Source organism: Microbacterium sp. LjRoot45 (genome assembly GCF_964253325.1).
GTDB lineage: Bacteria > Actinomycetota > Actinomycetes > Actinomycetales > Microbacteriaceae > Microbacterium.
In genome coordinates this window covers 2,867,765-2,881,799 of record NZ_CAXUQM020000001.1, presented here as the reverse complement: position 1 = coordinate 2,881,799, position 14,035 = coordinate 2,867,765, and the positions used below count along the sequence as shown (strand labels likewise).

The window sequence follows — 14,035 nt, the reverse complement described above, 5'->3', positions numbered from 1 at the left end:
TCAAGTACCGACTTGACAGCCGTGGGCTCGCCTTCCTACCTTGTGACTACAACGTTGTACTTTGGAGGACTGATGGCAACGAGCGCCACGCCGGCCGTCGCACGATACGTGCCCCCTTCGCCGCTCGGCGGTCGAGGCCCGCTGTCGGCCCGAATGCGCCGACGGCTCACGATCCTGGTGTTCCTGATCCCGGCGGTCACGATCCTGTCCGCCTTCGTGTTCTGGCCGATGATCAGCGCGCTGCTGATGTCGTTCACCAACGCCAACGGGTTCCGGACGCCGGAGTTCATCGGGCTGGCGAACTACCTCGCCGTCTTCACCGACGAACAGGTGCTCCGCTCCATGGGCAACACCGTGCTCTACGCCGCGCTGTTCACGCCGACCGTCGTGATCACCGCCCTGCTGCTCGCGCTCGCCCTCAACCACCCGCGGCTGCCGCTGCGGGGGATGTTCCGCACGCTGCTGTTCGTCCCCTTCATCGTCTCGCTCGCCGTCGCCGCCTTCGCGTGGCAGTACCTGCTCGACCCGCAGATCGGCCTCGCCAACTACTGGCTGCGCGGTCTCGGGCTACAGATCGGCAATGTGTTCCAGGACCCGGCGCTCGCGATGCCCGCCGTCGCCCTCATCGCGGTGTGGAAGACCTTCCCCTTCTACATGATCGTCTTCCTCGCCGGCCTCCAGGACATCCCGCCGTCGCTCTACGAAGCGGCACGCGTCGACGGGGCGACCGCCTGGGCGCGCTTCCGGCACATCACCGTGCCGCTGCTGGGCAACACGACGGGGTTCGTCGTCGTGATCGCGACGATCGCGGCCCTCCAGGCGTTCGACCAGATCTACGTGCTCACCGGGGGAGGCCCGTACCGCAGCACGCAGACGGTCGTGATGCAGATCTATCAGTCCGGCTTCAAGGACCTCGACCTCGGCTTCGCCGCCGCGCTGTCCTACGTACTGCTGGTGGCGACCCTCATCCTCGGCCTCGTGCAGTTCTGGTTGAGCAGCCGCCGGGCGGAGGCCGCCGTATGAGCGCCCTGTCGCCCGTGCTGAGTCGACGCGTCGGCCCCGCCGTCCTGTTCGTCATCGTCGTCGTCGCGACCCTCGTCACGCTCCTGCCGATCGCGATCGTGGTCTTCACCGCGTTCAAGCCCGTGGCGGAGGTGAACGCGTTCCCGCCGACGCTCCTGCCCGACGCCTGGACGTTCGACAACTTCACCCGGATCTTCCGCGACCTCCCGTTCGCTCAGCTGATCGTCAACAGCTTCGTGTTCGCCGGCGGGGTGACGCTGTTCTCCCTGACCTTCGACGCGCTCGCGGCGTACGTGCTGGCCCGCATGGACTTCCGCGGCAGTCGGGTGCTCCTGTTCGCACTGATCGGGAGCCTGATGATCCCGTTCCAGGCGACACTCATCCCCGTCTACCAGCTCGTCGCCGACCTCGGCTGGATCAACTCCTACGCGGGCCTCATCGCGCCGCGCGCGGCCGACGCCTTCGGCATCTTCTTCCTGCGCCAATTCTTCCTCTCGCTGCCGAGGGATCTCGACAGCGCGGCGCGCGTGGACGGGGCGTCGGAACTGCGGATCTTCCGCAGCATCGTCCTGCCCAACGCCGTGCCCGCGCTCGTGACCCTCGGCGTCTACAACTTCGTCAACAACTGGAACGACCTGCTGTGGCCGCTCGTGATGACCACCGACCCCGCGATGGGGACGATCACCTCCGGACTGACGGCTCTCACCGGCCCCGGCGGCATCATCCCGTTCGGGGTCATGATGGCCGGCTCCCTCATCGCGCTGCTGCCGCTGGCGATCCTCTTCCTCTTCCTCCAGCGCCGGTTCGTCGCGAGCGTCGCGACCTCCGGGCTGAAGTAGCACCGACCCCCTCGATCAGAAAGTCCGCCATGCCCTCCGCACGACTCCTCCTCGACCCGCGGTTCACCGTCGGGCCCGTCCGCCGCAAGCTGTTCGGCGGGTTCGTCGAGCACCTCGGACGCCACATCTACGACGGCATCTACGAACCGGGTCACCCGGCAGCGGATGCCGAGGGGTTCCGCACCGACGTCATCGCCCTCGTGCGCGAACTCGGGGTCGACACCATCCGCTATCCGGGCGGCAACTTCGTGTCGGGATTCCGGTGGGAGGACTCGGTAGGGCCGCGGGAGGAGCGGCCGCGCCGCGTCGACCTCGCGTGGCACTCGACGGAGACGAACGAGATCGGGCTGCACGAGTTCGCGTCGTGGCTCGACAAGGTGGGCAGCGATCTCATGCTCGCCGTCAACCTCGGCACACGTGGCACGCAGGAGGCGATCGACCTCCTCGAGTACGCGAACCTGCGCGCCGGGACGGCGCTCAGCGACCAGCGGGCCACGCACGGTCGCGCGGAGCCGTTCGACGTGCGCATGTGGTGTCTGGGTAACGAGATGGACGGTTCGTGGCAGATCGGCCACCGGTCGGCCGACGACTACGGAAAGCTGGCGTCTCGCACCGCGAAGGCCATGCGCCAGCTCGATCCCGGCATCCAGCTCGTCGTGTGCGGGTCATCGAGCGCTCACATGCCGACCTTCGGGGAGTGGGAACGGGTCGTGCTCACCCACACCTACGACGACGTCGACCTCATCTCCTGCCACGCGTACTACGAGGAGCGCGGCGGCGACCTGGCGAGCTTTCTCGCGTCGTCGGTCGACATGGATGCCTTCATCGACGCCGTCGTCGCGACCGCCGACCACGTGGGCGCCGTCCGCGGGTCGAAGAAGCGCATCGACCTCTCGTTCGACGAGTGGAACGTCTGGTACATCGACCGGTTCGAGGGCGTCGACAAGATCGAGGGCATCGACAACTGGCCGGTTGCGCCGCGGCTCCTCGAGGACGTCTACTCGGTCGCGGATGCCGTCGTCTTCGGCAGCTTGCTCATCTCGCTCCTCAAGCACGCCGACCGCGTGGCATCCGCGTCGCTCGCGCAGCTCGTCAACGTGATCGCCCCGATCATGACGGAGCCGGGCGGCCCCGCCTGGCGTCAGACGACCTTCTTCCCGTTCTCCCTCACGTCCCGCCTCGCCCGCGGCAACGCGCTGCGGGTCGGCGTGGAGGTTCCGACCTACGAGACGACGGCGTACGGCGAGGTGCCCCTCGTGGATGCCGTCGCGACCCACGACGCCGACAGCGGCCGCAGCGCCGTGTTCCTCGTGAATCGGAGCCAGACGGAGGAGGTCACCGTGACCGTCGACGTGTCGGCGCTCGGCGAGGTGGGCGTTCTCGAATCGCACACGCTCCACGACGACGACACCGGTGCGGCGAACACGCTGAGCGATCCCGAGCGGGTGCGACCGCGGGAGAACGCGTCGGCATCCGTCGCGGCCGGCACGCTCACGGTGACCCTTCCTCCCGTATCGTGGACGGCGCTCGCCCTGGGATGATCCGGGGGCCGGGCCCGAGGAGGACACGGTGAGCGATCCGGGAACGAACTGGGCGGGCAACGTCGCCTACCGCGCAGAGCGCCTCGTGCGGCCGACGACCGTCGAGGAGATCGCCGGGATCGTCACGGCCAGCGCGAGCGTGCGAGTCGTCGGGAGTCGCCACTCCTTCTCGGACATCGCCGACACGACGGGCACGATGATCTCGCTCGCCGACCTCGGCGGCGAACCGGAGCTCGACGCGGCACGCGGCGTCGTGCGCGTGCCGGGAGGCTGGCGTTACGGCGACCTCGCGCCCTGGCTGCAGGAGCGCGGGCGGGCGCTGTCGAACCTCGCGTCGCTGCCGCACATCTCCATCGCGGGCGCTGTCGCGACAGGGACGCACGGCAGCGGCGAGCGGCTCGGATCGCTGGCCACGCAGGTGCGGGCGGTCGAGTCGATCGACGGCACCGGCGCGCCCGTGCGCGTCGAGCGCGGCGACCCCGACTTCGCCGGGTCGGTCGTCTCCCTCGGCGCCCTCGGTGTCGTGACCGCCGTCGAGCTCGACACGGAACCGGCGTACGAGCTGTCGCAGACGGTCTACGAGGGGGCTCACTGGGACGACGTGCTGGCCCGATTCGACGAGGTGCAGCGCGGCGGCGACAGCGTCAGCCTGTTCACGACGTGGCGCGACCGCGACCTCGTCGATCAGATCTGGGTGAAGTGCCGCCGCGATGCTCCCGACCTCTCGGTCGTCGGCGCGCGCCCGGCCGACGGCCCGCGGCATCCGCTGCCGGGGATCGATCCCGCCCCGTGCACGCCGCAGCAGGGGAGCCGCGGCCCGTGGTTCGAGCGCGTGCCGCATTTCCGCATGGCGTTCACACCGTCGGCCGGCGAGGAGCTGCAGACGGAGTACCTCGTTCCCCGCTCGGACGCCGTCGCGGCGATCGACGCGGTGCGCGCGCTGACGCCCGTGATCGCCCCGCTCCTGCAGGTGTGCGAGGTGCGGACGATGGCCGGCGACGACCTGTGGCTGAGCCCCGCTTCCGGAACGGATGCCGTCGGCATCCACTTCACGTGGCGGCTCGACGTCGCGGGGGTGTCCGCGCTCCTCCCGACGATCGAGGCGGCGCTGCCCGCCACGATGCGACCGCACTGGGGCAAGCTCTTCGCGTTGTCGGGGGCCGACCTCGCTGCGCGCTACCCGCACTGGGACGATGCCGTCGCGCTCCGCGAGCGCCGCGACCCCGACCGCCGCTTCCACAACGCGGCGATGGCGCGGTTCGGGCTCTGACGAAGGAGAAACAACTTTTCTTTCTGGTGCCTCTTCGAGGTGCCGCGTCACGATGAAAAGGACGCTTCTGGGGAGCGTCCAGCGGAGGCCTGTTCCAGCTCGGCGGAGCCGAAGGCCGACGTGACACCCACGGGGGGAGTGTCGCTCTGGGGTCGAGCCCGTCGACCCCAGAGCTCTCACATCACGGGATCGCCCGGTCGCGGCCGTCCGGCTCGACAGGCACCATGAACTCGTTCACGAGCGCCCGCACCGACAGGGCGAACAGCGTCCAGCGCCCGTCACCGACCTCCGGCATCTCGTCGTCCGCGGTCGGCGCATAGGTCCGATGAGGGATGCCTTCCAGCGATCGCACCGCGAAGCCCTCACCGAGTGCGGCCACCGCCTCGGTGAAGTCCTCGATCGTGAGCGGCGACTTCATCCGGAGGCCATAGGCGGCCATCACCGACGCGTAGAACTCCGCGAAGGCGGCGATCGACTCCCGGTGCCGCTCGCGACTGGCATCCGTCAGTTCCGGCCAGCTCTGCGCCGTCGTGCGCAAGGCGAGCGCGATGAGGAACGACTGGGCGTCGCGGGCGTCGTCGGGGTCGTTCGCGTCGCGGGAGATGCTCCGCAGGTGCGCTTCGGCGGCCGCCCGGATGACGTCGTCGCCCGGAGCGCCGGAGGCGACGAGAGCCTCGACGGCTCCGCTGGCGTAGTCGGCGGGTGAGCTCAGCCGCAGCCGCACCATCGCCACGGCCAGATCGCGCTGATAGTCGGTCTGGTCGGCCCACAGCCGGTAGGCGGCGCCGGTCGTCAGGCCCGCGCGACGCAGCACGTCCTGGATGCGGATGTGCTGCACGCCCGCGGTGACGCCGCGCTCGAGCAGCATCTGCATCCCCACGCGCAGCAATAGCGCACGGGTCTCCTCGCCAGTACGACGCCCCATGGGGAAAGCATTCCAGATCCGGTGCGGCCCGCGGGTGAAGTAAAGAATTCTTGACATCGCTTCGCCGCCGTGTCTACACTCCGTGTAAAGAATCTTTGACAACCTCGGAGGGCATCATGGGCTACGGAGAACGCAACGTCTGGAGCGGGCTCGTGCTCAGCGTCATCGTCGTCTCGATCTATCTCGCGCTCGTCCTCCCGCAGCTGGCGGAGCGGCCCGTCGCCGACGTCGCCTGGCAGTGGCCGATGGTGTGGTGCATCGTCGGCGGGATCCTGGCGACGATCGCCGCCAGCATCCTGTGGGGAATCGTCGCAGGCATCCGCGATCCGGGCGAGGAGCACCGCTCCGACGTGCGCGACCGCGACATCGAGCGCATGGGCGACCGCGTCGGTCAGGCGTTCGGCGCGATCGGCGGCATCGCCGGAATCGCGCTCGCGATGGTCGACGCGGAGCCCTTCTGGATCGGCAACGCGATCTTCGCCGGCTTCTTCCTCTCCGCCACACTCGGCAGCATCGCCCGACTCGTCGCCTACCGTCGGGGGCTCGTCTGATGGTCCGCCCCACGCGCGTCACCAACGTCATCCGGCCGCTGCGCGAGGGCGCCGGGCTCACGCAGGCCGACCTCGCCGGGCGCATCGGCGTCACCCGGCAGACCCTCATCGCGATCGAACAGGGTCGCTACTCGCCCACCCTCGAACTCGCCTTCCAGATCGCGCACGTGCTCGGCGTGCGCCTCGACGACGTCTTCCACTACCCCGACTCCACGGAGGAATCATGAACACGGATGCCGTGCGCTCCACACCCACCCCGTCCACCCCGTCGCCGACGACGATGACCGTCTGGCGTCAGTCCCGCTACGGCGGTCCCGATGTGCTCGCGGAGACGCTCGTCGACCGGCCCGTCCCCTCGCCGGATGAGGTGGTGGTCGAGGTGGCAGCGAGCTCGCTCAACTCCGCCGACATCCGCATCCTCCGCGGCGACCCCCTGCTCGTCCGGCTCGCGTTCGGCCTGCGCCGCCCGCGCACACCGGTTCCCGGTCGCGACGTGGCCGGCACGGTCGTCGCGATCGGTGACGCCGTCACCTCCCGTCGCGTCGGTGACCGCGTCGTCGGGGAGATCTCCGGCGGCGGACTGGGGGAGTGCGTCGCGGCATCCGCCGACCGTTTCGCGTCCGTGCCCGACGGGCTCGACCTCGCGACCGCCGCGACACTGCCGCTCGCCGGCGGCACGGCCTGGCAGGCGCTCGACCTCGGCGGCGTCGGCGAGGGGTCGCGGGTGCTCGTGGTCGGCGCCGGTGGCGGTGTGGGCACCTTCGCCGTCCGGCTCGCGGTGCTCCGCGGGGCTGACGTCGACGCCCTGTGCAGCGCTGCCGCTCTCGATGTCGTCGCCGAACTCGGTGCCACGCGCGTGCGGGACCGTCGGGCCACCGATCTCGCCGACGAGACACCCGACTCCTACGACGCCGTCATCGACATCGCCGGCTCCGCGCCGCTGCGGGTGCTCCGGCGGCTCGTGCGTCCGGGTGGCGCCGTCGTGCTCGTCTCCGGGGGCACCAACCGGGTGTTCGGCCCGCTCGGCCGCATCCTCCGCGCCGCCGTGCTCTCGATCGGCGCGCGACGGCGGCTGCGGTCGCTCGTGGCGGTGGCCAAGCCCGAGATCACCGCACAGCTCGTCGCACTCGCCGCGAGCGGCGACCTGCAGCCTCCCGTCGAGCGCACCTTCCGCCGCGCCGACGCGCGGGCCGCGCTGGCGCACGTCGACACGGGCCGCACGGTGGGGAAGATCGTCGTCACCGCCTGACCCGGAGGGCCGTCTGGCAGAATGGGCCACGGCGTGCCCGCCACGACCTTTCCCCGCGCTCCGGGTGCTCGATCCGGAGGTGCGGGTCGAAGGGCCGCCGGGCCTCTGGACAGCGTCCGCCGCGATCGTCCCGAGGAGAGAGATGTCCCCGACGCCCCCGCTGCCTGAGACGGCCACGGCCGCTCCCGCCCGCATCGCCCAGCACCGCCGCTACCTCATGTGCCGGCCCGAGTACTTCACCGTCAGCTACCGGATCAATCCGTGGATGGAGCCGGCGAACCCCACCGACACGGCGAAGGCCGTCGAGCAGTGGCAGGCGCTGTACGACACGTACGTCTCGCTCGGGCACGAGGTCGAACTCATCGACCCGGTGCCGGGCCTGCCCGACATGGTCTACACCGCCAACGGCGGCTTCCTCATCGACGGTCGCGCGCTCGGCGTGAAGTTCCGCGTGGACGAGCGCCGTGGCGAGGAACGCCCCTTCATGGACTGGTTCGCCGCGCACGGCTTCGAGGTGATCGAGCCCGTCGAGGTGCAGGAGGGCGAGGGGGACTTCCTCCTCGTCGGCGACACGATCCTCGCCGGCACCGGCTTCCGCTCCGTCGGCGACAGCCACCGCGAGCTCGGAGAGGTCTTCGGGCGCGAGGTCGTCTCGCTCCGCCTCACCGACCCGCGGTTCTACCACCTCGACACGGCGATCACGGTGCTCGACCCCGTCGAGGGCCCCGGCGGCGTCGACCGCGCCAATATCGCCTACCTGCCGTCGGCGTTCGACGAGGCATCCCGTGCCGTGCTGGAGGAGCGCTACCCGGATGCCATCCGCGTCTCGGAAGCGGACGGCGCGGTCTTCGGGCTCAACGCGGCATCCGACGGCCTCCACGTCTTCGTCTCGCCGCGCGCCACGGGCTTCGCCGAACAGCTGCGCGAACGCGGCTACGTCCCGGTCGCCGTCGACCTCTCCGAGCTGCTGCTCGGCGGCGGCGGCATCAAGTGCTGCACGCTCGAACTGCGAGGAAACCGATGACCAGCCCCCTGCTCGACGCGACCACCGCTCACCTCATCGAGTCGGAGGAGCAGCACGTCGCCCACAACTACCACCCGCTCCCCGTCGTCGTCGCCCGCGGCGAAGGCGCGTGGGTCACCGACGTCGAGGGCAAGCGCTACCTCGACCTCCTCTCGGCGTACTCGGCCCTGAACTTCGGCCACCGGCATCCGGCGCTCGTCGCTGCCGCGACCGAGCAGCTCGGCCGGATCACCCTCACCAGTCGCGCGTTCCACAACGACCAGCTCGCCGGGTTCGCCGACGCCCTGGCGTCGCTGTGCGGCAAAGACCTCGTGCTCCCGATGAACACCGGTGCCGAAGCCGTCGAGACCGGAATCAAGGTGGCGCGGGCGTGGGCGTACCGCGTGAAGGGCGTGCCCGCGGATGCCGCGACCGTCGTCGTCGCCGACGGCAACTTCCACGGTCGCACGACCACGATCGTCGGCTTCAGCGACGACCCGCAGGCCAGGAACGACTTCGGCCCGTTCGCTCCCGGTTTCGTCTCGGTGGCCTACGGCGACGCCGCCGCGATCGAAGCCGCGATCACGCCGCATACCGCCGCGGTGCTCATCGAGCCCATTCAGGGCGAGGGCGGCGTCATCATCCCGCCCGACGGGTACCTCCGCGCGGTGCGCGAGATCTGCGACCGGCACAACGTGCTGTTCATCGCCGACGAGATCCAGTCCGGCCTCGCCCGCGTCGGCACGACGTTCGCGTGCGACCGGGAGGGTGTCGTCCCCGACATGTACCTGCTCGGCAAAGCGCTCGGCGGCGGCATCGTGCCGCTGTCGGCGGTCGTCGCCGACGCCGACGTGCTCGGTGTCATCCGGCCGGGCGAGCACGGCTCCACGTTCGGCGGTAACCCGCTCGCGTGCGCCGTGGGCCGCCAGGTCGTCGACATGCTGGCATCCGGCGAGTTCCAGACCCGCGCGCAGGCGCTCGGCGAGCACCTCGAGCAGAAGCTCGCGGGCCTCGTCGGACACGGCGTGACGGCCGTCCGCGTCGCGGGGCTGTGGGCCGGCGTCGACATCGACCCGGCGGTGGGCACGGGGCGCGAGGTCGCCGAACGGCTTCTCGCGCGTGGCGTGCTCGTGAAGGACACCCACGGTCAGACGGTGCGCATCGCGCCGCCGCTGGTCATCCGCGCCACCGAGATCGACTGGGCCGTCGAGCAGCTGAGGTTCGTTCTCGCCGCCTGACGGCATCCTGTGCATGTCCCACTTTTGGTGATGCATGTCCCACTCTTGGTCGGTTTGGGGGTGCCTGAACAGCCGATTTTGGGACATGCGCTGCCCGATCTGGGACATGCGCCGACCGAACTGGGGCATGGCCGACCCGGACTGGGGCAGAGTCGGCACATCCGCCACTTTCGGTGTCCGCGTCGCCCCTTTTGGTGGGTTCAGGGACCGGGGTGGCGATGCATGTCCCACTTTTGGTCGGTTCAGGGATGCCGGAACAGCCGAATCTGGGACATGCGCTGCCCGATCTGGGACATGCGCCGACCGAACTGGGACATGGCCGACCCGGACTGGGGCAGAGTCGCCACATCCGCCGCTTTCGGTGTCCGTGTCGCCCTTTCGGTGGGTTCAGGGACCAGGGTGGCGATGCATGTCCCACTTTTGGTCGGTTCAGGGATGCCGGAACAGCCGAATCTGGGACATGCGCTGCCCAATGTGGGACATGCGCTGCCCGGTTTGGGACATGGCCCGCCCGAACTGGGACATGCGCTGCCCAAATTGGGACATGGCCCGCCCGAACCGGGACATGGCCCCCGCCCGCTCCGGCCCACTCCGGCTGTGACACACCTCCGAAACACGGGCCGGGCTAGGCTCGTGACATGGGTGACCTGTTCGACGGATACGGCTCCACGCTGGCGCCTCGAAAGACCGCGTCGGGGGTGCCCGCGTTCGACGAGATGTTCGGGCAGCCGACGCATCCCGGCGCCGCCGCGGAATCGCGCACGGCCTATCGGGAGCTCTACCAGGCGCTCGCGCAGATGACCCAGGAGGAGTTGCGCGGGCGCACCGATTCGCTCGCCAGCTCCTATCTCGCACAGGGCGTCACGTTCGACTTCGCCGGTGAAGAGCGTCCGTTCCCGCTGGATGCCGTGCCTCGCGTCATCGAGTTCGACGAGTGGTCGCGCATCGAGAAGGGTGTCCAGCAGCGGGTGCGAGCGCTCGAAGCGTTCCTCGACGACGCCTACGGCCACCAGCACTGCGTGCGCGACGGGGTACTCCCCGCCGCCCTCATCGCATCGTCGCAGTACTTCTACCGCCAGGCCGCCGGCATCCATTCCGCCAACGGCGTGCGCATCCAGGTGTCGGGCATCGATCTCATCCGCGACGAGCACGGCGAGATGCGGGTGCTCGAGGACAACGTGCGGGTGCCCTCCGGCGTCAGCTACGTCATCTCCAACCGACGCGTTATGGCGCAGACGCTCCCGGAGCTGTTCGTGTCGATGCGGGTGCGTCCCGTCGGGGAGTACCCCAACAAGCTGCTCCAGGCGCTGCAGGCATCGGCGCCTCCCGGCATCGACGACCCCAACGTCGTCGTGCTGACACCGGGTGTCTACAACTCCGCCTACTTCGAGCACACGCTCCTCGCGCGGCTCATGGGCGTCGAACTGGTCGAGGGCCGTGACCTGCAGTGCATGGGCGGCAAGGTGTTCATGCGCACGACGCGCGGACCCAAGCGTGTCGACGTCATCTACCGCCGTGTCGACGACGACTTCCTCGACCCGCTGCAGTTCCGTGCCGACTCGATGCTCGGCGCCCCGGGGCTCATGCTCGCCGCGCGGCTCGGGAACGTCACGATCGCCAACGCCGTCGGCAACGGCGTCGCCGACGACAAGCTCCTGTACACCTACGTCCCCGACCTCATCCGGTACTACCTCGCCGAGGAGCCCATCCTCAAGAACGTCGACACGTGGCGGCTGGAGGACAAGGGCGCGCTCGAGGAGGTGCTCGACCGGCTCGACGAACTCGTCGTGAAGCCCGTCGACGGCTCCGGCGGCAAGGGGCTCGTCGTCGGACCCGACGCGAGCCCGGCGGAGCTCGAGAAGCTGCGCAAGAAGCTCCTGAAAGACCCGCGCGGCTGGATCGCACAGCCGGTCGTCATGCTCTCGACCATCCCGACGCTCGTCGAAGACGGGATGCGCCCCCGGCACGCCGACCTCCGCCCCTTCGCGGTCAACAACGGCGACGAGGTGTGGGTGCTGCCGGGCGGCCTCACCCGCGTCGCGCTCCCCGAGGGGCAGCTGGTCGTCAACTCGAGCCAGGGCGGCGGCTCGAAGGACACGTGGATCGTCGGCGGCGACGCCCCGCGCAGCTCGGAGTACGGCGCAGGCCAGAACCTCGCCAGTCTCGTCGCCGAGCAGGCATCCGTGACCGAGGCGATCTCGATCATCTACGACCCGCAGGTCGAGCCCGACCATTCGCCGCAGGACCGCCCCGCTACCACCGGCGAGCAGCAGGAACAGCAGCAGCAACAACAGCAAGGCCGGGATGCCGGCGTTTCGTCTCCTCGCTCCGCTCGTCGCTCAACGACCGGCGCGACCGGGGATGCCGGCGTTTCGTCTCCTCGCTCCGCTCGTCGCTCAACGACCGAGGCGACTGAACGAGCGGATTCCCCGGTCGTTGAGCGAGCGCAGCGAGACGAAACGGAGGTGGCGCCGTGCTGAGCCGCATCGCCGAGTCGCTGTTCTGGATCGGGCGCTACATCGAGCGCTCCGACGGGACTGCCCGCATTCTCGACGTGCACCTGCAGCTGCTGCTCGAGGACCCGTGGATCGACGAGGACACCGCCTGCCGTTCCCTCATGGGCGTCATGGGCTCCGTCCCGCCCGTCGACCTCGACCGGGTCACCCGCAGCGACGTGCTCACCCGCCTCGCCGTCGACCGGCAGAACCCGTCGAGCATCGCCTACGCGCTCCAGGCCGCCCGCGAGAACGCGCGGCGGGCGCGCGAGATCGTCTCGACCGAACTGTGGGAGACCCTCAACACCACCTACTCGCGGATGCCGCGACGCCTCAACGACGAGAAGGTGCACGAGTTCTTCCAGTGGGTGAGGGAACGCGCGGCGCTCGCCGTCGGCATCTCCGATTCCTCGACGAGCCGTGACGAGGCGTGGCAGTTCTTCACGCTGGGCCGCTCCATCGAGCGCACCGACATGACCGCACGGCTGCTCGCCACGCGGTCGCTCACCGAGGCATCCGGTCCGTCGTGGACGACGATCCTGCGCTCCTGCGGGGCGTACGAGGCGTACCTGCGCACGTATCGAGGGATGCCGAGTGCCCGCAACGCCGCGGAGTTCCTCCTGCTCGACCGCCTGTTCCCGCGCTCGATCATCCACTCGATCCAGCGGGCGGAGGACTGCATGCGCGCGATCGACCCGGTCGCCGATCGCGTCGGCCACTCCAACACGGTGCTGCGTGCGCTCGGTCGCATCCGCAACGACCTGGAGTACCGGCCGATCGCCGAGATCATCGACGAGCTGCCGGCGCACATGGAGCAGGTGCAGAAGGTGACGCGCGAGGCATCCGAAGCCATCCGCGGCCGGTTCTTCCCGACGCACGCCGAGCCGAGCTGGATCGGAGAGACCTCATGAAGCGCCTGCGGATCGAACACGCCACCGGGTTCACCTATCAGGGCGACGTCGGGGCGTCGTACAACGAGGCCCGGATGCTGCCCAGTTCCACCGACAGCCAGTTCGTGTTGAGTTCGCAGCTCGACATCGAGCCGTCGACGAGCATCAACCAGTACGTCGACTACTTCGGAACGCGCGTGGCGGCGTTCGACGTGCTCGCCGGTCACGCCGCGCTCGGCATCACGGCGCGCTCGCTCGTGGAAGTGCGTCCGCGGCCCCTGGAGCCCAGCGACATGACCTGGGACCAGCTGGGCCGAGAGGCCGAGCGCCAGATCGCGACGGTCGAGATGCTCGGGCAGACTGCTCGCACGACGCCACATCCCGAGGTGGCCGACATCGCCCGTTCGATCGCCGACCAGCACGAGCGCCCCGCGGAGGCGGCACTGGCGATCGCGCAGGCCATCGGCGACGCCGTGGAGTACATGCAGGGGATCACGGGTGTGCACTCGACTGCCGCCGACGCCTGGGTGGAGCGCAAGGGCGTGTGTCAGGACATCACGCACATCACCCTCGGCGCGCTGCGGCACGTCGGCATCCCCGCTCGATACGTGTCCGGCTACCTGCACCCGCAGGCGAACCCCGAGATCGGCGTGCCGGTCGCGGGCGAGTCGCACGCGTGGGTGGAGTGGTTCGCCGGTGAATGGCAGGGCTTCGACCCGACGAACGGCGTCGAGATCGGCGACCGGCACGTGCTCGTCGGACGAGGCCGCGACTACAACGACGTCCCGCCGCTGCGGGGTGTGTACGCGGGGCCGTTCAAGAGCGACCTCCACGTGAAGGTCACGATCACCCGCGAGGCCTGACGCGTCGGCGTTTCGTCTCGCTGCGCTCGCTCAACGACCGGTGGGTGCGTTTCCCGGTCGTTGAGCGAGGGAGCGGAGCGACCGAGACGAAACGGCGTTCCCTTCCGGTGGGTGCGCTTTCCCGGGCGTTGAGCGAGGGAGCGGAGCG

13 protein-coding genes are annotated in these 14,035 nt (G+C 69.8%); 12 read left to right on the top strand and 1 reads right to left on the bottom strand.

Features of this window, described 5'->3' with window-relative positions; all coding sequences use genetic code 11:
- Positions 1–72: 72 nt before the first annotated feature.
- Genes ACSQ18_RS13650 through ACSQ18_RS13635 form a run of 4 tightly spaced genes read left to right on the top strand, consistent with a single transcriptional unit; the run spans position 73 to position 4,673 of the window.
- On the top strand, positions 73–1,023 hold the full coding sequence (locus ACSQ18_RS13650; protein WP_436037963.1) for a carbohydrate ABC transporter permease: 951 nt from the start codon (positions 73–75) through the stop codon (positions 1,021–1,023).
- On the top strand, positions 1,020–1,862 hold the full coding sequence (locus ACSQ18_RS13645) for a carbohydrate ABC transporter permease (RefSeq protein ID WP_144806406.1): 843 nt from the start codon (positions 1,020–1,022) through the stop codon (positions 1,860–1,862). The genes ACSQ18_RS13650 and ACSQ18_RS13645 overlap by 4 nt, the downstream gene beginning before the upstream one ends.
- A gap of 29 nt (positions 1,863–1,891) precedes the next feature.
- Complete coding sequence (arfA, locus tag ACSQ18_RS13640) at positions 1,892–3,403, top strand: arabinosylfuranosidase ArfA (RefSeq protein ID WP_436037961.1); 1,512 nt, start codon at positions 1,892–1,894, stop codon at positions 3,401–3,403.
- Positions 3,404–3,431: 28 nt separating this feature from the next.
- Entirely contained in the window at positions 3,432–4,673 is a 1,242-nt protein-coding gene (locus ACSQ18_RS13635) for an FAD-binding protein (protein WP_436037960.1), read from the top strand.
- A gap of 181 nt (positions 4,674–4,854) precedes the next feature.
- On the opposite strand, the gene ACSQ18_RS13630 is transcribed toward ACSQ18_RS13635, so the two are convergent.
- Positions 4,855–5,598 (bottom strand): hypothetical protein, encoded by a 744-nt coding sequence (locus ACSQ18_RS13630; RefSeq protein ID WP_436037959.1) that lies wholly within the window; start codon positions 5,596–5,598, stop codon positions 4,855–4,857.
- Between the two features lie 116 nt (positions 5,599–5,714).
- On the opposite strand from ACSQ18_RS13630, the gene ACSQ18_RS13625 reads away from it, so the two are divergent.
- The 8 genes from ACSQ18_RS13625 (at position 5,715) to ACSQ18_RS13590 (ending at position 13,887) form a co-directional block, all read left to right on the top strand.
- Entirely contained in the window at positions 5,715–6,149 is a 435-nt protein-coding gene (locus ACSQ18_RS13625) for a hypothetical protein (RefSeq protein WP_436037958.1), read from the top strand.
- Positions 6,149–6,376 carry a helix-turn-helix transcriptional regulator gene (locus ACSQ18_RS13620; RefSeq protein WP_436037957.1) on the top strand — a complete coding sequence of 76 codons (228 nt, stop codon included), beginning with the start codon at positions 6,149–6,151 and terminating at the stop codon, positions 6,374–6,376. Before ACSQ18_RS13625 ends, ACSQ18_RS13620 begins: the two co-directional genes overlap by 1 nt.
- The gene (locus tag ACSQ18_RS13615) at positions 6,373–7,398 is read left to right on the top strand and encodes an NAD(P)-dependent alcohol dehydrogenase (protein ID WP_436037956.1); all 1,026 of its coding nucleotides are present in this window, start codon (positions 6,373–6,375) and stop codon (positions 7,396–7,398) included. The genes ACSQ18_RS13620 and ACSQ18_RS13615 overlap by 4 nt, the downstream gene beginning before the upstream one ends.
- Positions 7,399–7,540: 142 nt before the next feature.
- Positions 7,541–8,422 (top strand): dimethylargininase, encoded by an 882-nt coding sequence (gene ddaH / locus ACSQ18_RS13610; RefSeq protein ID WP_436037955.1) that lies wholly within the window; start codon positions 7,541–7,543, stop codon positions 8,420–8,422.
- Positions 8,419–9,639: an ornithine--oxo-acid transaminase gene (rocD, locus tag ACSQ18_RS13605; protein WP_436037954.1), complete on the top strand. Its 1,221-nt coding sequence runs from the start codon at positions 8,419–8,421 to the stop codon at positions 9,637–9,639. Before ddaH ends, rocD begins: the two co-directional genes overlap by 4 nt.
- A gap of 638 nt (positions 9,640–10,277) precedes the next feature.
- Positions 10,278–12,119: a circularly permuted type 2 ATP-grasp protein gene (locus ACSQ18_RS13600; protein ID WP_436037953.1), complete on the top strand. Its 1,842-nt coding sequence runs from the start codon at positions 10,278–10,280 to the stop codon at positions 12,117–12,119.
- On the top strand, positions 12,113–13,045 hold the full coding sequence (locus ACSQ18_RS13595; RefSeq protein WP_144806397.1) for an alpha-E domain-containing protein: 933 nt from the start codon (positions 12,113–12,115) through the stop codon (positions 13,043–13,045). Before ACSQ18_RS13600 ends, ACSQ18_RS13595 begins: the two co-directional genes overlap by 7 nt.
- Positions 13,042–13,887: a transglutaminase-like domain-containing protein gene (locus tag ACSQ18_RS13590; protein ID WP_144806396.1), complete on the top strand. Its 846-nt coding sequence runs from the start codon at positions 13,042–13,044 to the stop codon at positions 13,885–13,887. Before ACSQ18_RS13595 ends, ACSQ18_RS13590 begins: the two co-directional genes overlap by 4 nt.
- Positions 13,888–14,035: the final 148 nt, after the last annotated feature.